General features: G+C 61.7%; 11 protein-coding genes and 3 pseudogenes. 7 read left to right on the top strand and 7 right to left on the bottom strand.

Going from position 1 to position 17,811, the window contains the following annotated elements:
• Positions 1-85 precede the first annotated feature (85 nt).
• Entirely contained in the window at positions 86-1,045 is a 960-nt protein-coding gene (locus K307_RS36380) for a DMT family transporter (protein ID WP_042885928.1), read from the bottom strand.
• 114 nt (positions 1,046-1,159) lie between these two features.
• On the opposite strand from K307_RS36380, the gene guaB reads away from it, so the two are divergent.
• From guaB to guaA, 3 genes are all read left to right on the top strand, one after another.
• Positions 1,160-2,623 (top strand): IMP dehydrogenase, encoded by a 1,464-nt coding sequence (guaB, locus tag K307_RS36375; protein WP_042885927.1) that lies wholly within the window; start codon positions 1,160-1,162, stop codon positions 2,621-2,623.
• Positions 2,624-2,773: 150 nt separating this feature from the next.
• Positions 2,774-3,385 carry a hypothetical protein gene (locus tag K307_RS36370; protein WP_042885926.1) on the top strand — a complete coding sequence of 204 codons (612 nt, stop codon included), beginning with the start codon at positions 2,774-2,776 and terminating at the stop codon, positions 3,383-3,385.
• Positions 3,360-4,979, top strand: a complete 1,620-nt coding sequence (gene guaA, locus K307_RS36365; RefSeq protein WP_042885925.1) for a glutamine-hydrolyzing GMP synthase — start codon at positions 3,360-3,362, stop codon at positions 4,977-4,979. Before K307_RS36370 ends, guaA begins: the two co-directional genes overlap by 26 nt.
• A 155-nt stretch (positions 4,980-5,134) precedes the next feature.
• Here guaA and K307_RS36360 read toward each other — a convergent pair whose 3' ends face one another.
• Positions 5,135-6,169, bottom strand: a complete 1,035-nt coding sequence (locus K307_RS36360; RefSeq protein WP_042876773.1) for an IS630 family transposase — start codon at positions 6,167-6,169, stop codon at positions 5,135-5,137.
• Between the two features lie 214 nt (positions 6,170-6,383).
• On the opposite strand from K307_RS36360, the gene K307_RS36355 reads away from it, so the two are divergent.
• From K307_RS36355 to K307_RS50085, 3 genes and pseudogenes are all read left to right on the top strand, one after another.
• Entirely contained in the window at positions 6,384-7,640 is a 1,257-nt protein-coding gene (locus K307_RS36355) for a tyrosine-type recombinase/integrase (RefSeq protein ID WP_042885923.1), read from the top strand.
• Between the two features lie 155 nt (positions 7,641-7,795).
• Positions 7,796-8,607: pseudogene (locus K307_RS36350) on the top strand (type IV toxin-antitoxin system AbiEi family antitoxin domain-containing protein).
• A pseudogene (locus K307_RS50085) lies at positions 8,489-9,277 on the top strand (LysR substrate-binding domain-containing protein); the annotation flags it as partial. The pseudogenes K307_RS36350 and K307_RS50085, both read left to right, overlap by 119 nt.
• Positions 9,278-9,370: 93 nt before the next feature.
• Here K307_RS50085 and K307_RS50080 read toward each other — a convergent pair.
• Positions 9,371-9,610 (bottom strand): annotated as a pseudogene (locus K307_RS50080) (porin); the annotation flags it as partial.
• Between the two features lie 1,258 nt (positions 9,611-10,868).
• Here K307_RS50080 and K307_RS36340 point away from each other — a divergent pair.
• Positions 10,869-13,196 carry a DNA/RNA non-specific endonuclease gene (locus tag K307_RS36340; RefSeq protein ID WP_042885921.1) on the top strand — a complete coding sequence of 776 codons (2,328 nt, stop codon included), beginning with the start codon at positions 10,869-10,871 and terminating at the stop codon, positions 13,194-13,196.
• A gap of 119 nt (positions 13,197-13,315) precedes the next feature.
• Here the strand turns inward: K307_RS36340 and K307_RS48250 are convergent, their stop codons facing one another.
• From K307_RS48250 to K307_RS36325, 4 genes are read right to left on the bottom strand one after another with little or no spacing between them, the layout of a single operon-like run.
• Positions 13,316-13,645 carry a hypothetical protein gene (locus K307_RS48250; RefSeq protein ID WP_155301331.1) on the bottom strand — a complete coding sequence of 110 codons (330 nt, stop codon included), beginning with the start codon at positions 13,643-13,645 and terminating at the stop codon, positions 13,316-13,318.
• 19 nt (positions 13,646-13,664) lie between these two features.
• Positions 13,665-14,903 (bottom strand): MFS transporter, encoded by a 1,239-nt coding sequence (locus K307_RS36335; RefSeq protein WP_042885920.1) that lies wholly within the window; start codon positions 14,901-14,903, stop codon positions 13,665-13,667.
• Positions 14,900-16,501 carry a carbamoyltransferase C-terminal domain-containing protein gene (locus K307_RS36330; protein ID WP_042885919.1) on the bottom strand — a complete coding sequence of 534 codons (1,602 nt, stop codon included), beginning with the start codon at positions 16,499-16,501 and terminating at the stop codon, positions 14,900-14,902. Before K307_RS36330 ends, K307_RS36335 begins: the two co-directional genes overlap by 4 nt.
• Positions 16,501-17,565 (bottom strand): SagB family peptide dehydrogenase, encoded by a 1,065-nt coding sequence (locus tag K307_RS36325; protein ID WP_042885916.1) that lies wholly within the window; start codon positions 17,563-17,565, stop codon positions 16,501-16,503. Before K307_RS36325 ends, K307_RS36330 begins: the two co-directional genes overlap by 1 nt.
• Positions 17,566-17,811 lie beyond the last annotated feature (246 nt).

Below are 17,811 nucleotides of genomic sequence, written 5' to 3'. Positions count from 1 at the left end.
TAGCGCCGGTTCGACCCTGGGTACTGCTGTTTTCTTGATGCTGTTTTTCGTGGCGCGTGTGACCCCCGCGCCATCGATCGCTAGTCTACGCAGACTTGTCGTTGGCGTGCAAGCGCACCGACCAGGCCACGCCGACCATCAGCAACACAATGGCGGCGATTTCCAGCGGCCGCGGCCAGCGATGGTCGAAGACAAAGCCATACGCCAGCGCGAACAACGTCTCGAACACGATCATCTGGCCCGACAGCGTCAAGGGCAGGCGTCGGCTGGCGATATTCCACAGGTTGTTGCCGATCAGCGACGCGCCCAGCGCCACCGCCGCGTTGACCATCCAGAACCACTGCCAGTTGCGGCCGCTGTCGCCGGCGGTCAGGGTATCGCCAGCGAATACCCAGCCGATCACGGCCAGTACCACCGACACCGCGCCGGTCGACAACCCGTACAGCGCCGACCATTCATTGCCGCTGTAATGCGGATTGCGCTGCAGGTAGCGAGCGTTGTCCACCGCGTAGAGCGTCCAGCAGACCAGCGCTCCGGCCGCGCAGCAGACCCCGGCCAGCTTCTGCCAGACTGAGCGCACCGCCGTGCTGGCGACGGCAGCGTGGGCGCTCTGGCCGCCGCCGAACAGGTCGATATTGATGCAGGCGATGCCGGCGGCCACCACCAGCAGCGGCCACACCAGCCGGGACAACGGTACGGCGCCTTGGTCGCGCCGGCCCATGATGGTGACGGAGATGGGCAGGATGCCGATGATCAGCGAGGTCGGCCCGACCCCTGCTAGCTGCACGCCGAAGGCCAGCAGCACGTAATAGAGCAGGTTGCCGGTGAAGGCCTGGCGCAGCAGCGCCACGCAGTCGGCGCGGGTCAGCTTGCGGGCGATGCGCTTTATCAGCGGCAGGGTGGCCACGAAGGCGACCAGCCCGTACGCCAGGTAGCGGCCGATGGCGAGTTCCCACGGCGAAAACACGGGCAGCAGCTTGGGAGCGATAAACACCATCCCCCAGAACGCGCCTGCCAGCAGCCCGCACAATACGCCGATTCCCATACTTCGCTTCGCCCGAGAAAAAAAGACGACGAGCATAGCAGACGGCACCCATAGCGGTGCATCAGCAAAGCGCGCATTCCTGTATAATTCGCTTTTGCGCCTAGAGGATTTGCTATGCGTCTTGTCCAGAAAGCACTCACATTCGATGACGTGCTGCTCGTCCCGGCCTATTCGGCCGTCCTCCCCCGGGATGTTTCCCTCCGTACCCGCCTGTCCCGTTCGATCGAACTGAACATTCCGCTGGTGTCCGCTGCCATGGACACGGTGACGGAGGCTCGCCTGGCGATTTCCATGGCGCAGGCCGGTGGTATCGGTATCGTCCACAAGAACCTGAAGCCGGCCGACCAGGCCCGCGAAGTGTCGCGCGTGAAGCGCTACGAGTCGGGTGTGCTGCGTGATCCGATCATCATCTCGCCGGACGTCAAGATCCGCGATGTGATTGCCCTGTCTCAGCAGCACGGCATTTCGGGCTTCCCGGTCCTGGAAGGCAAGACCGTGGTCGGCATCATCACCAACCGCGACCTGCGCTTCGAGGAAGAGCTCGATGCCCCGGTGCGTGCCAAGATGACCCCGCGCGAAAAGCTGGTGACCGTGTCCGAAGGCGCGACGCTGGAAGAAGCCAAGCGCCTGATGAACCGCCACCGCCTCGAGCGCGTGCTGGTGGTCAACCAGGCCTTCGAGCTGCGCGGCCTGATCACGGTGAAGGACATCCAGAAGGCGGTCGACAACCCCCTCGCCAGCAAGGACGACCACGGCCAGCTGCGCGTAGGCGCCGCAGTCGGCGTGGGTCCGGACAATGACGAGCGTGTCGAACTGCTGGTCAAGGCCGGCGTCGATGTAATTGTGGTGGACACGGCACACGGCCACAGCCAGGGCGTGCTGGACCGCGTGCGCTGGGTCAAGCAGAACTTCCCGCAGGTGCAGGTGATCGGCGGCAATATCGCCACTGGCGACGCCGCGCGCGCGCTGGTCGAGCATGGCGCCGACGGCGTCAAGGTCGGCATCGGCCCGGGCTCGATCTGCACCACCCGTATCGTGGCAGGCGTGGGCGTGCCCCAGATCACGGCCGTCTCCAACGTGGCGGAGGCGCTCAAGGGCACCGGCGTGCCGCTGATCGCTGACGGCGGCGTGCGCTACTCCGGCGACGTGGCCAAGGCCCTGGCGGCCGGCGCCCACACCGTGATGATGGGCGGCATGTTCTCCGGCACCGAAGAAGCGCCGGGCGAGGTGTTCCTGTTCCAGGGCCGCTCGTTCAAAAGCTACCGCGGCATGGGTTCGGTGGGCGCGATGAAGGACGGCGCGGCTGACCGCTACTTCCAGGAAGATAATACGGCCAACGTCGACAAGCTGGTGCCGGAAGGCATCGAAGGCCGCGTTCCCTACAAGGGCTCGGTGATGGCGATCATCCACCAGCTCACCGGTGGCGTGCGTTCCTCGATGGGCTACTGCGGCAGCAAGTCGATCGCCGACTGGCATGAGAATGCACAGTTCGTCCAGATCACGGCAGCCGGCATGCGTGAGTCGCACGTGCACGACGTGCAGATCACCAAGGAAGCGCCGAACTACCATATCGACTGACGCGCAACCGCATGATCGTCGGGGCGAGGGAGCGCCGCTGCTGGCGCTCCCTTCGCCTGACCGGAATCCATCCGGCCCTGGCCGCGCGCCATGCCGGCGTTGCCTTGACGCCAGCCGCACCATCGGCCGGGCCCAAGACGAGGAGCGCCAATGAAGGTATTGCTGCGAGCGGTGCTGTTTTTCGATGCCCTGGTGGATTTGCTGCTGGGCATTTTGTTATTGATGTCCCCGTTTACCACGCTGTATGCGGCGCTGCAGTTGCCGCAGCCGCAGCCTGCGCTGTTCGGGCAGTTGCTGGGCGTGGCGCTGGTCGGCTTGTCGGTGCTGCTGTGGCAGGCCGCATTCAACGGCCAGTTGACGGTGCCGGTGGCGCGTACGGCCGGCTATGTGAACCTGGCCAGCGCATTGCTGATCATCGGCTGGATGGTGTTCCTGGAGCTGCCGCTGGAAGGCGCCGGCAAGATCTGGCTGCCGACCATCGCCGTGGTGCTGGCGTTCTTTGCCGTGGTACAGATTCCCGCGTCAAAGCGCGTGCGCGAGCGCGAACGGCAACGGAAGATGGAGCGCGCGCTACAGGAACAGGAATCCAGGAAGGAACCCGGCGTCGTCCCCGCGGCGCGCCACACGAATACCCCAGAATACCGGCGCGAGCCGGTCATCACACCGCCGCCGGGCTATGGCCCCGGCACGGAAGTCGTGACCGAGCCCGCAACGGAAGACAAGCCATCGGCCCATCATGCACGACAAAATCCTCATTCTTGATTTCGGTTCGCAGGTCACGCAGCTGATCGCCCGCCGCGTCCGCGAGGCGCACGTCTACTGCGAAATCCATCCGAACGACGTCTCCGACGCGTTCGTGCGCGAGTTCGCCCCCAAGGCCATCATCCTGTCGGGCAGCCACGCCAGCACCTATGAAGACCAACAGCTGCGCGCGCCGCAGGCGGTGTGGGACCTGGGTGTGCCGGTGCTGGGCATCTGCTACGGCATGCAGACCATGGCCGTGCAACTGGGCGGCAAGGTGGAATGGAGCGACCAGCGCGAATTCGGCTATGCCGAGATGCGCGCCCACGGCCATACCGAGCTGCTCAAGGACATCGAGGATTTCCGCACGCCGGAAGGCCACGGCATGCTCAAGGTCTGGATGAGCCACGGCGACAAGGTCACCGGCCTGCCGCCGGGCTTCAAGCTGATGGCCTCCACGCCGAGCTGCCCGATCGCCGGCATGGCCGACGAGGCGCGCCACTACTACGCCGTGCAGTTTCACCCCGAGGTCACGCACACCGTCAAGGGCCGCCAGATGCTGGAGCGCTTCGTGCTCGGCATCGCCGGCTGCAAGCCTGACTGGGTCATGCGCGACCACATCGAGGAAGCCGTCGCCAAGATCCGCGAGCAAGTGGGCGACGAGGAAGTGATCCTGGGCCTGTCGGGCGGCGTCGATTCGTCCGTGGCCGCCGCGCTGATCCACCGCGCCATCGGCGACCAGCTCACCTGCGTCTTCGTCGACCACGGTCTGCTGCGCCAGGACGAAGGCAAGATGGTGATGGAGATGTTCGCCGGCCGCCTGCACGCCAAGGTCGTGCATATCGACGCCTCTGAACAGTTCCTCGGCCACCTGGCCGGCGTGACCGACCCCGAGCAGAAGCGCAAGATCATCGGCCGCGAATTCGTCGAAGTGTTCCAGGCCGAGGCCAAGAAGCTGACCAACGCCAAGTGGCTGGCGCAGGGCACGATCTACCCGGACGTGGTGGAATCGGGCGGCACCAAGACCAAGAAGGCCACCACCATCAAGAGCCACCACAACGTCGGTGGCCTGCCGGAAACGCTGGGCCTGAAGCTGCTCGAGCCGCTGCGCGACCTGTTCAAGGACGAAGTGCGCGAGCTTGGCGTGGAACTCGGCCTGCCGCCCGAAATGGTCTACCGCCACCCGTTCCCGGGCCCGGGCCTGGGCGTGCGCATCCTGGGCGAAGTCAAGCGTGAATACGCCGACCTGCTGCGCCGCGCCGACGCCATCTTCATCGAAGAACTGCGCAAGACCATCGCCAGCGAACATGACGCCGCCGCGGGGCTGTGCGAGCCGAACCAGGTCGGCAAGAGCTGGTATGACCTGACCAGCCAGGCGTTTGCGGTGTTCCTGCCGGTGAAATCAGTCGGCGTGATGGGTGATGGCCGTACCTACGACTATGTCGTCGCGCTGCGCGCGGTGCAGACTACCGACTTCATGACGGCGCACTGGGCGCACCTGCCTTATGCGCTGCTAGGGCGTTGCTCGAACCGGATCATCAACGAAGTGCGTGGGCTGAACCGGGTGGTGTATGACGTGTCGGGGAAGCCGCCGGCGACGATTGAGTGGGAGTGAAATCCGGTTCTTCGGGGCCTATCGGCCACTATCGAAAGGCTGCTGTAACGTATTGATTTACAAAGAAATACGTCGCGGTAGCTATCGGTGACTATCGCCGGCCAGCGGAACAGGGTGGCGGTAGAAGTGGCGGTAGAACTCTGAGGCCGGATTACTCAGCAGTCCGAAATATAGGCGACAGATGGGGCGTCGAAGAATGAGCGCACAAGCCGGCGGTTCTTCTTCACCTCGTGCAGGTGCTGCTCAACGCGGATTTCCAGTTTCTCGCCCGCTCGCAACGGATTGCGCGCCACACCAGTTCGCTTGAGATGACTCCACACGAACTCGTCGGGATTCAGGTCGGGCGCGTATCCCGGCAGCACATGCATCGTGAGCTTTCCCTTGGTCGATTCGATGTACTCGCGCACATTGGCCTTCTTGTGTGCTGGCAGTCCATCAACGATCAGATGCACTGGGCGGTTGCGGCCCTTCATCATCTTCTTGAGCAATTCGATGAATAGCTCCGCGGTCAAGGCCCCTTTGTAGATCGCAAACCAGAAGGCACCTTTGGCGTTCACCGCGGACGCGGCGGAAATCGATTGGCGCTGCCCGGGGCGCTCAATCACCGGTGTCTCGCCTTTGACCGCCCAGGTCTTGCCATGCACCGCGTCGGCTCGAAATCCTGATTCGTCCCAGAAGTAGATGTCCGCACCGCTTTGCTTGGCCGCAGCCGCAATGCCCGGAAATGATTCACGCTGCCAGCGTTCGACGGCCTGCGGATCTCGTTGGTACGCCCGCTGCAATGGCTTTTGCGGGCTCAAGCCCAGTCCCGCCAGCAGCCTGCCCACCGCTGTGACACCCATCTTCACATCAAATTTCTCATCGATGAGCGTGGCCACAATCTGTCGTGTCCACAGCCCGAAGTCCAGACCGTATTGCCGAGGATCCCGCCCGTTGATCCACCGAAAGACCTGCGCCTGTTGCGCTCGCGTGAGCTTGCGTGGCCGGCCTGTCGCTGGACGCGATGCCAGCGCCCGCGCGCCTTTGCCCGGGCCCGAGGCCGCCTTGAGCCAACGGTAGATTGACGTTCGGTTCATGCCCAGCGACTTCACCACCACCGATGGTTTCTCGCCTTCGCGAACCCGGCGCAAGGCAAGTCGGCGGAATTCCTCTTGCGTCGCGCGATCCAGTGTACGGCCATCTCGTTTCATGTTGAATGAGACTAAACGGTCGTCACGAGGTTCCAATTTTTGTCGCTTTATTTACGGACTGGTGAGTAAGACCCTCCCGTTTACTATCCAGACCAAATCGGTCTTTGACGGTAAAAATCTCCTCCGTAAGCTGAGTTTCTGCGGCTTTTCGGGCATCAGCAGGTCTCCTGACCCCTGACGGTAAAAGCCGTCACGAACAGGAGGAAAAACCTCGATGCTTACCGACACCGCACTGCGCAACCTCAAGCCTAAGTCCAAGACTTATAAGGCTTTTGAGCGCGATGGCATGTACGTGACGGTATCGCCGACCGGTACCGTCACCTTCCGCTACGATTACCGTCTCAACGGCCGTCGGGAGACGCTGACCATCGGCCGCTATAGGCCGGCCGGTATCTCGCTGGCCCTGCCCCGCGAAAAGCTGTTTGATGCCAAGAAGGCTGTCGCCCAAGGCAAGTCTCCGGCGCATGAGAAGCAGCGCGAGAAGCGGCGACTGACCGCTGCCAAGAACTTCGGCGACATGACTGCCCGGTGGCTCGCCGATGCCAGGATGGCCGATAGCACGCGGGCGATGCGAAAGAGCATCGTCGATCGGGATATCCTGCCTGCATTCAGGAACCGGCTGCTCAACGAGATCGCCGCCGATGACCTTCGCGCCTTGTGCAACACGGTGAAGAACCGCGGCGCGCCCGCCACGGCGGTGCACGTTCGCGACATCGTGAAACAGGTCTATGTCTTCGCCATTCTGCATGGTGAGAAGGTGGACAACCCGGCCGACGACGTGGGCGCTGCCTCGATTGCGAGCTTCGTGCCGAAGGATCGAGCCTTGTCGCCGCTGGAAATCCGGTTGGCATTCCACCAACTGGAGTCCGTTGCCACATATCCGACGATCCGCCGAGCCTTGCGTCTGATCTTGCTGACGCTGGTGCGCAAGAGCGAACTGATCGAGGCGACCTGGAATGAGGTGGACTTCGAGAGTGCGACTTGGACGATTCCGAAGCAGCGGATGAAGGGGCGCAATGCGCACGTAGTCTATCTGTCGCGCCAGGCGCTGGACATCTTCGTGGCGCTGCACACCTGCGCAGCCGGCTCCAAGTTCGTCTTGCCGTCGCGCTACGACGCCGACCGCTGCATGTCGAAGGCGACTTTGAACCGGGTCACGCAGATTGTGGCCGAGCGCGCGAAGGCCGCAGGCCTGCCGCTGGAGCCGTTCACCGTCCACGACCTGCGCCGTACCGGTTCGACGCTGCTCAACGAAGTGGGCTTCAACCGCGACTGGATCGAAAAGTGGCTGGCGCACGAGGAGGGACGTTCCTCGCGCTCGGTCTACAACAAGGCCGAGTACGCAGACCAGCGGCGCCACATGCTGCAGGAGTGGGCCGACATGGTCGACGCCTGGATCGATGGACGGACCCACGTGCCGACGCTGATGCCCGAGAACGTTTCGGTTCCGGCGCTGAGCGCGGCGCTGTGAGGGTGGTTCCTATGGCTCTGATATCCGGGCTTGCCGCTGATCATCTACCGGTGGTTCATAATCGTGGCAAAAAGAACACTCTGAGTGATCTATTTTTCAGTTCTTTAAACCACGGAAGGTTGGCGGAGGTTTATAGAAGGTGCATTTTGAGCACTATGAGTGATCAAAATGCTGGAAAGCTAAACCGCCTTCTGACCCAACTTGGCGACACCACCCTGGTTTCCAGCCGGTGGCTGCGGGCGCAGGGCTATTCCAACAGCCTCGTCGCACGCTACGTGGCCAGTGGCTGGTTAGTGTCGCCGGCGCGTGGCATCTATATGAGGAAGGGCGGGCGCCTGCAATGGGAGGGCGTGGTCAGGTCGGCGAGGTGCTGTCGCTGCACGTTGGCGGGCGCTTTGCGCTCGCCTTGGAGGGGCACGAGCACTACCTGCGCCTGGGCGAAGCCGGCACGATCACGCTCTATGGGCCAGACCGGCTTCCAGGATGGGTGAGCAAGCTGCCGTTGAACGAGCGCTTCGAATTTCAAGGCAAGGGGCCATTCGACCTGCCTGCGTTGCGCTTCACGCCCGAAATGACGGAGAAGGCGTTGCTCGATCAGGGACTGGCATGGCAAGCGGCCAAATCCGGGACGGACGCGCTGGTTTGTTCCACGCCGGAACGGGCCATGCTCGAGCTGTGCGATGGCGTGACGGATGCAGCGTCGGTCTACGAGGCCGATGCCTTGCTGCAGGCGATGACCACGCTGCGGCCGCAACGGGTCGGCATGCTGCTGCGCCATTGCCGCAGTATCAAGGCCAAGCGTCCGTTCCTGGCCCTGGCCGAACGCCATCGGCATGCGTGGCTGTCGCATGTGCCGCTCCAAGGTGTCGATCTGGGCCGGGGCAAGCGCGCGCTGGTGCCCGGGGGACGCCTGCATCCGACCTATCAGATCACCTTGCCTGGAGACTTGGATGAGCACCTGGGATAAGCGCTACACCGACCGGGTGCAATTGCTGGTCGAAATCCTACCGGTGCTGGCGCAGGAGCCGCGCTTCGCGCTCGGCCGGTTCTCGCTCACGCGCGCCGGGGAGCTGCTGCTTCCCAAGGCAGAGGCCCTTCTCGCGGCCGGCGTGGACCTAAGTTCCACAGCCAGGCGGCTGCAGGGCGAACTGAGCGGGCGGATCGAATTTGGCGTGCCCAGCGAGCAAGCCGATTTCCTCCGGCTGGGGGAGATGGCTTTCGGCGTGCAGGAGTCCTTGCCGCTTGTGGAGCTGCGCACGCGGCCCTGCTCTTCGCTGCAACTCACGGATCTTGTCCGGGCCGGAGCGCTTGCGGCAGGCTACTTTATCGGCGTGAATCCGCCGCGCGATCTTCAATGGCACGTATTGCGTTCTGTGACCTATCGTGTCGCGGTGCCGTTGCGAATGTCCGCCGCGATGCAGCGAGGCGGATGGCTCGCGCTAGCGGAATTGCCGTGGATCGACGGTCTGCCGATGTCGCATATCCATCAGTTGCTGCGCGCGCTCTTCGACAAGCAGGGCCTGTCTCCACGGGTGGTTCTCCAGATCGAGGAGACCGGCGGAATCGACGCCTATGTGCGTGCGGGAAACGGCTGCGCATTGCTGCGCGAGGAGATTGCCGTGCGCGGAGTGGAGCGCAACGAGTGGATGGTCTGGGGTCCTGCTCAGACTCCCGACTCCCACGAAAGCGAGGCGGCTGAACAGTCGACCGTCAATGCTGCCAGTGTCGGATTCGAAGCCGCTTTCCAATGTAAAGAAGGCTTTGAGGCCACCGCCCATGTCTTCTGTGCCCCGAATGCCCCAGCGGGACGAATTCATGCCACCGGACTGCATGCGCCAGGCATTCTTCAGTCCCGAGGCGGCGCTCTTCCCGTCGGCCGCATTGTGGTTGCTGAACTCGATGTTGGTGTCAACGATGCCGTACAGCGTGACCGACGATTGTGCTGCGACGGGCGTTCCGATGGCAGCCATCGCGCAAGATGTGGACAGGGACAACATCGTCCGTTTGCGCACTGTCTTCCTCGACATGTCTTCCTCCTTGTGGTTGTGTCAGCGTTGTCAATCAATCGTCCGTTGGCATTCGGTTACCCTGCGGCGGAGGACGAATGGCACCAGTCAAATGCGAGCCGTCACCGCAAGTACCTTGGCTGAGATCGAGCGCCGCAGCCCTTCCGCCACCTGGTTTGTCGACTTGGATTGTTGCTCCGTTTGCTGGGAAAACTGCAGAGCTTGCGGACATATGCTCGTTGCGCAGGCGCAAGTCCGTCCAATCAGACTTTGTGATGCAGGCCATAAAGCAACACTGGCCGCAGGAACTCAGGTATCCGTTGCGGGGCAGCGCGAGCTGGCGACTTGGGTCGTTTTCGCTTGCAAGTGCGAGCGTTCGTCAAGATCAAGGGCCGAACTCCAGTGAACCACACGATCCATAGCGATCAGGTTCCTTGTTTCCGGGGCTGGCCACGTGCTCAGTCAGACCTCGATTTTTGCCCTGTGCGCCGTCGTCCTATTTGGGCTGGAAGGCTTTAAGCTCAGGGGAGCGCGATGAAGAACACGCACGGCGATTTGCCAGCAGGGACATCGGCTTGGATGCATTCGTGAAGGTGTCCGCTGGCCAAGCCGACGAGATCGCCGAGTCGTTTTCCGGCGGAAGTGGGAGCGCGACGATCAAATCTGCATGATGGCCATTTGCACTTGCTCATATTCAATATGAAGGCCACCTTGCTAGGTGGTCGCGCAGGAAGCAAAGGTCGGGCATGGCAGATTCGCCCCGAGCTGCGCGCCATGGTCGAGGCGGCAAAGCAGCGAGCACTGCGGCCGGTCGGGAGCCAACCCTTGCCCATCGCACGGCCGCGCGGCGAGATTGCCCATGTCCTCCACGTCAGCAGTTATCCGGAAAATCGTCTCGCGGACATGGAGCTAGACGAAGGCGAGGGGCGAGAAGCCGCAACGGCGCATATTTTTGCACGTCCTGCGAAGCCTACGGACACTCGAGCGCGCGGCTGGGAAATGCTCGATGTTAGAAGCGAGAGGGCAGCCAGGGCGGCCGGACTCCTGGCTGCCCACTCTCCTCGCAATCCCATGGGAGGTTGACCAGTCAAAGCCCGCCCTCTAACGCGTCATCAGCCTCTGTCGCACAACCTTCAATATTCGCGGCTATAAATTGAGTTCCGGGACGTCTCGGTCTCACCTGCGCCCGGTACCAACGAACAACAACTTGCGGAGGGGAAACATGGATCGGGATACCGAAGCAAGGCTGCGGATCATTGTTAGGGCCAGAATCGCAAAGCAGTCGCAGGAAATCGAGAATTCTATAGTCCAAATCGAAGCCGGAAATCCTCTCGGGGCGGAGCCCTCCGACACGCGAAGGGCGGCGCGAATAGCAAGGAAGACCCGACTGTCGCCGCGCGATGCTAAAGCAATGGCGACGATGATTGCCACCACCGCAAAGCTCATCGACGGGGTGGGGGATGCTATTGATGGTGCGGAAGCGTTGCAAGGGCCGACCATCGACATAGTCGGGGTCGAGTTTTTGACACGGGGGCGCACTGCTGCCAGCGCAGTGGGTCGCGTTGCATATCGAAGTGGACGGGCGCAAGGCAGCGGATTCCTCGTGGCGCCTGGCCTCTTCCTTACCAACCATCACGTTATCAGCAGTCCGGAGCAAAGTGAGGCGCTGATGGTGCAGTTCGACTATGAGGCTGCCGATGACGGCACAGAGCGTCCGGTTACTTCCTTTACGTTTGACCCCGCCACCTGCTTCGTAAGCGATCCCATCGAAGGCTTGGACTTCACCCTCATCGCCGTCGGTGCGCGCTTATCGGGTGCGAAGTCGCTCGCAGAGTTCGGCCATCTGCCGCTTTCCGATGCGAAGGACAAGCACATGCTAGGGGAGCTTGCAAACATCATTCAGCATCCGAATGGCGACCTCAAGCAAATTGTCGTACGCGAGAACAACCTGGTTTCCCGTGACGAGACAGAGGAAGTCCTTCATTACCTTGCCGATACCGAGCAAGGGTCGTCGGGGTCCCCGGTCATGAACAACAGCTGGGAACCCATCGCACTGCATCATTGGGGGGAACCGTTCACGGAAATCAAGGGAAGCGATGGGAAGCCACTTCGCAAGGAAGTGAATGAAGGTATCCGCATCAGCGCGATTGTTAGAAATTTGCGCAACAGAGCACCGGTATTGGCCGATTCAAGCGGTCAAGCCATAGCGGATGCGCTGGCGTTATGGGATGCGAGCCCTACCGAAACTGCGCCCGCTTTGCCTGAGAGCCGGGCAGCGATCAATGCACCAGGTAGTCCAACGTCGACTCGTTCTGGAGGCTCAGTGACCCATGCGGATGGCACTATCACTTGGACTTTCCCCATCGAAATCAGCGTCAGAGCTCCGCTGCTGGAGCCGCCGCGGACAATTCCCGCGCCTCCCAAAGCCGACACTTCAAGCCCGAAGACGCTTGTGCGAGGGCCGGAGAAGCGTACCGTCGAGGTGCCGAATTTCAGCGACCGTGGCGGCTTCGAGCCCGGATTCATCCCGGGATTTGTCGTCCCTCTGCCTGACTACACTAACGTTGGCTATCGACTTGCCGAAAACCGCATGCCGCATGAGGGCGTCGATGATCCCCATGAGCTGCAGTACCACCACTTCTCCATCGTCATGAATGCGGAGCGCCGGCTCGCAGCATTCGCTGCCTGCAATATCGATGGGCGCCGCCTGGTCGCTGTGAACCGTGACAATAAGACCGTCAATCTTGATCCTACTCTCCACGACTTGGGAGCGGAAGCGACGGACGCTTTCAGTCCCGACCCACGCGTACCTGAAAGCGAGCAAATGACGAGGGAGTTTTACGAGGATCAGGTCGTCCCAGGCTTTCCGAAGCCGCCTCCGCTTCCAAAGGATGCTTCGCCGGCGGAAAAGAAGGCCCACACTCGCGCTATGCTGGCTCGCACTGCTCGCATGTTTCAGAAAGGGCATATCACGCTTCGGGGTGACCCGGCTTGGGGTACGGAGGAAGCAGCTGTCGCGGCGGAAAGCGACACGTTCTTCTACACAAACGCCGCGCCACAGCTTGGCTTCTTCAACCAAGGCAGCCCGGTAAATGCGCCTGGAACAAAGGGAGACCTACGTTGGCGGACCGTCGAGACGTACGTCCTGCGCAATGCGTTCACGACGCGGAAACGTGTCTGTGTTTTCGCCGGCCCCATATTTGACGACGACAGAGACCCAGAGTATCGATTTGGGGTGCGGGTTCCGATGAAATTCTGGAAGGTAGTTGTCTGGGCGGAAGGCAAGACGCTGAAGTCAATTGCGCTTTGTGCGGATCAGCGCCCTGTGTTTGAGAAGCTCACCAAGGGGATGCCTGAGGCGGCGGCAGCGGAGGCGTTTGAAGACCTCGATGAGCTCGCGCGAGCGTCAGAGTTCTTGTCAACTGTCCAAGAAATTGAGGGACTGACGAACCTAGACTTCGGGGACGCTGTTAGGAACGCTGACGTTCGGGCGGGGGCAGAGGCGATGTCGCTAGCTTCCCCCTCCGTCATTGCAGGGCAAATCCGTTGAGCGTGGTCCCGCCAGGGTAGGCGGGGACGCATCGCTGATGTCGACACCAAGGCTTTGCGGCAAGTCGCGAAACCTTGGACGAACATTTCTGAAATCGAACGACGACTTGCGCCACTGACTTAGCGCACCCCCTGTGGCGGTGTGCGATCGTCACGGGGAAAATCGTCGTAGAAATCTACGAGCGCAAACAGTCCGGAGAACGCATGCTGGCATGCTTCGCATATGTACTCTTGATGAATAGTCGTGGCGCCGACCGCGCAGGCGCCCAAAGTAATGCGCGTTGACTCGCAGGCCGGGCACAGCGTGACGCCCATCGCGTTGGAGCCAGCACGGCGCTGGGTGATGTGTTTGATTTCACGATAGTCAGTCCATATTGTGGAATAAAACCCTAAAGAACCGCGCGAAGTGGAGTCCCCATTCTTGCGGAATTCGTGCCGCGGCTGCGGCATGACCCGGCTGCATGCGGCTTCATGGACGTTTTCGTTCGACCGGCGGCCTCAGGAGTGGCGGCTGCATCCCGGCTCGCGGTGTCCGTCCAAGAACACCTCCGATCACGATGGCGATCGTGCCGCTTAGGACGAAGACGAGGGAAATTCCCAGCAGTTTGGCCAGCGCCGCGCCTGCAAGCGGCCCCAGTACCAGGGCCGCGAGCTGTACGCTTCTGGCAGTGGCGCTGACAGTGCCGATGGACTCGAGCTGGCATTGTTGCTGCATGGCGACTCCGAAGCCCATGGCCGTGAGACCGTAGAAGCAGCCGTTTGCCACCCAGAATGCCAGCAGCAGCCAGAGCGGCATGCTGATAGCCGCCCATGTCAGCAATCCCGGGATCGCCACAGTCAACCCAAAACCCGCCAGGCCGATGGTTGCTGTGCAATGCCGGCCTCCCCCGTGTACTCGCTTGAAGATCAGGGCGCCAAGAATGGCGCCGGCCGCGGTACTACTGACGATCATGCCGAAGGTGGCTGCGGGCATGCCTTTCTCTCTCAGGAAAAGCGCCAGCAAGGGGTCATACAAGCCAAGAATTGCCGTCTGGGAGACGGCAGCGACAAAAGCCCGCCTGAATACCGCGTTGTCGCGCGCAAGCAAGTACAGTGCATGGAGGTGGCGGCGTGCCTGCTTGCCGCCTTCTTCGCGCTTCGATATCTCGACATGCTTTCGCAGTGGGTACACGCACAGGATGCCGGCCAGCCCCAATGTCGCAGACAGGCCGAATCCGGCCATCGGATGATGCAGGCTTGCCATGATAGCTCCTGCCAGCGGAGCACATATCTTGGTCAACTGATCGATGGTGGTCATGATGCTGGCGTTGGAAACAAATTGTTCTTTCGACAGCATCGTCCGGACAATGACCTGCTCGGCGGGCATGGCGCCAAGGTTGGCCAGGCCTTTGAGGAAGACCAGCAGAACAAAGACGTGAATGTCAGAGGCGAAGAGCAGCAGAAGGGAAGTGAGAGCGCGCGCCAGGTAACTGACGACAAGCATGACGACGGGATTGACTCGATCCGCGAGCGCGCCAAAGAACGGTCCGAGAACTAGTCCTGGCAGGCCGTACAAGGCGGAAGCCACGCCGATGGTGGCCGCATCGGCGTGCCAGTAGTACCCAAGCAGCGAGAATACCAGTGTGAAGTCCACCCAGAGGATGGTTGAACTCAGCACGCGGGCGGCAGCAAGTGTGCGGTATCCCGGCACCGATCGCAGGTTGGTCATATGGTCATAGTGTTTGTGGCCCTGCGCCAATCCCGACTGAACAGCACGCCGTCGATCGCGAAGCCATCCAGCCCCGAGTTCTCTGCGTAGCGTACAAGATCGGATGTCCGATTGATGAAGCCAGTACCGTTGAAGTTCAGCGACGTGTTGCATAGCACCCCGAAATGCGTCAGCGCCTTGAACTCGTAAAGCAGTCGATACAGCAGCGGATTCTGTACGGCATTTACGGACTGGACCCGGGATGACCCGTCGACGTGGGTAACGGCCCGCAGCCGATCGCGGGATTTCACCTTGCAGAAATAGAGCATGTACGGACTCGGGCGCTCCAAATCAAAGTGGGTCGAGATCTCTCCCTCCAGAGAGACGGGGGCGATTGGCCGGAAGGATTCTCGTCGCTTGATCGTATTCAGCCGGTCGAGCATCGTCTTGTCGAACGGCGCAGCGAGAATGGAGCGGTTTCCCAACGCTCGGGGCCCCATCTCGGCACGGCCGGCAACCCATCCCAGTACGTTGCCACGCCGCAGTGCATCCGCGATGGCTTCCGTTCCGCCAGGCATCCTCGTGAACGGCCCCAGCTGCCGCGCCATCGCGTATCCCACGTCATCCACAAACGCCTGGCCGCAATAGACGTTCCAGTCAAGCTTTGCGTTCCCCGTAAGATGCCATTGCGCATCGGCTGCCGAGCCGAGTGCGGAACCGACGTCATTGGCACATGGAGGGATGAAAACATCGGAGAACAGCCCGGAATCCAGCCAGCGGCGATTCCATTCGCAGTTCAGTCCGCACCCGCCCCCAATCAGCAAGGGACGCTTCTCCCGCACCAGTGGCGCCACGGCCTGGAGGAACGTGTGAAAAATCCTGTCGGATATCAGGCTTGCCACCCGCCCTGCCTGCCCCGAGTCCAGCCCGCAATTGTAGACATCGAGATGCCGGAAATCGGACTTGTGCAGGTGAGGTACGGCCAGTGGCCTGGCGAATATCTCGTCCAACAAGACGGCTTCGCTGCGCGACGGGGTTGTTGGCGGCGAGAATGCCGCGAGCGCCATCAGCTTGCCTGCATCGCTCAGGCGAATCTGCCCGCGTGCGAGTGAGAATGTTGGATCGACCAGACCGTAGGCAAACGCGTAGCGGATACCCGGACCGACCATGATGTGAGCAAGGCGTTCTATGCCGAGCGACGTGTCGATCGAGTAGAACGCACCGATATGTCCTTCCCAGATCAGTGCGTAGCACGGTTCGCCTTGCGGAAAAGGAGACAGCGCGTATGCACCCATCAAATGGGAACGCTCGTGCGACGAGCTGACCCATCTGACCGGCCGCCCGAAGCACGTGCGTTCCGACACAAGCGGAGGCTCAAGACCCAGATATCCTGCCCCGATGGCGCGCCCCGTGGGATCGGCGCCGGTGGACCAGCCGCTGGTCACCAGCACGTCCGGCATCTCTGGCGTGTGTCGCATGGCATCGAGGAAGTCCGTGGCACCGATCGGGGCGTATCGCATGCCGGAGTCTTTTTCGGCTTCGAAGGAGAACTCGAGACGACCGTCCGCAACATACGCCAGACTGCCATCGTGACCAGGCTTCATGGCGAGCAGGCGCATTACGACTCCTTATCCGCGCGTTCCCGCAGCACGCTGAGCGCTTCCCGGGCGACGTCGCCATTTCCTTTCCCAGCCCCAAGGAAGAACATGACGGATTCTCTGTCGGTTTCGACGCCGAGCCGTTCGTTGATTTCGTGATCCATGAAGTAACCCGTCGGCCACGATTGAATGCCGCGGGCAGCGCAGACAAGCTGGAACGTCTGCGTCAGGCAGCCAATATCGAGCAGTGCGACACGATAGGCGCGGGAATGGGGATACTTCCACCACATCTTGTCGAACCGGCATGTCACGAAAACGCCATACGACAGGTCATTGGCAAAGGTCTGTGCACAAAGCAGCGACCCGAGCTCGTCCGGCGCGAAGCCTTGCTGGACGACGGACAGCTCGTGTCGATGGGAGCGATAATGATAGATGCCTGGCGTAAGATCGGAGACCCGCATGGCGACAAGGTAGGCTTCGCTCGGGTGAAGGCAGCCTCCGGATGGGGAGGTACGCCGGTATCCGATCGGCATCAATCCTTGCGCTTCGAGGTCCTCCCGCGTCTCGCCATGCACCGTGCCGAACGTTGCCCAGAGGGCGGTTGAGACTTCGCCAAGCGGAAGCGCTTCGGCATCGAATGAGCGGCAAGTCTGGCGCTCATGCAGCGCCTGTCGCAAGGTGGTATCGCCCAGCGCCGAAAGATCCGGGAGCGGAAGGGCAACCACCTTGCCAGGGCGTTCCACCTTGAGCTCGGGAATCTTGTGCACGATGGATGCGCAGTACTCGATGTAGCCACGGTAGGCATCGCCTTCCGGCATGGCTTCTCCCGGGCGCAGGCCTATCTGCGTTCCGATGTGGAAAATCCTGGAAAGACAATCCCATCCCCAAGCCGGAGGGTCGGTGTGGTCCAGGCAGCCGGAAGCTGCAATGGTCTTGTCAACGGCGCTGCTGCCGACTATCGATCCGTTCGACAGCTGAATGATTCGCTCAAGGTGAGGGATATCGATCTCATATTGATCGTGCGTGGCGTAGTTCCACAGGATCAGTCTGCCATCGATGACGCGGAGAAAGATGGACGGTGTCAAGCAAGCCTCCCGGAATAAACAGGTATGCGCCCCGGCTCGGGCTTGACGCCCTGCCGGGGCGGAGTGCCGTCAGATCACGCGTCGGGCCAAGGGAGCGGAGAAGATGTTGTTGTAGGCGTCATTCGATTGATAGGAGAGCATCGGCTCGAAAGCAATCTTCTTCATGAGAACTCCAAGGTTGGTTGGCAGCAAAAGCGCTGCAAGACAACGATAGATAAGGTCGCCTGGGTTTTGCAATGTACATTT

Origin of the sequence: Cupriavidus necator A5-1, assembly GCF_000744095.1 — a bacterium.
GTDB classification, from domain to species: Bacteria; Pseudomonadota; Gammaproteobacteria; order Burkholderiales; family Burkholderiaceae; genus Cupriavidus; species Cupriavidus necator_A.
This window is presented reverse-complemented; position numbering and strand designations above follow the sequence as displayed.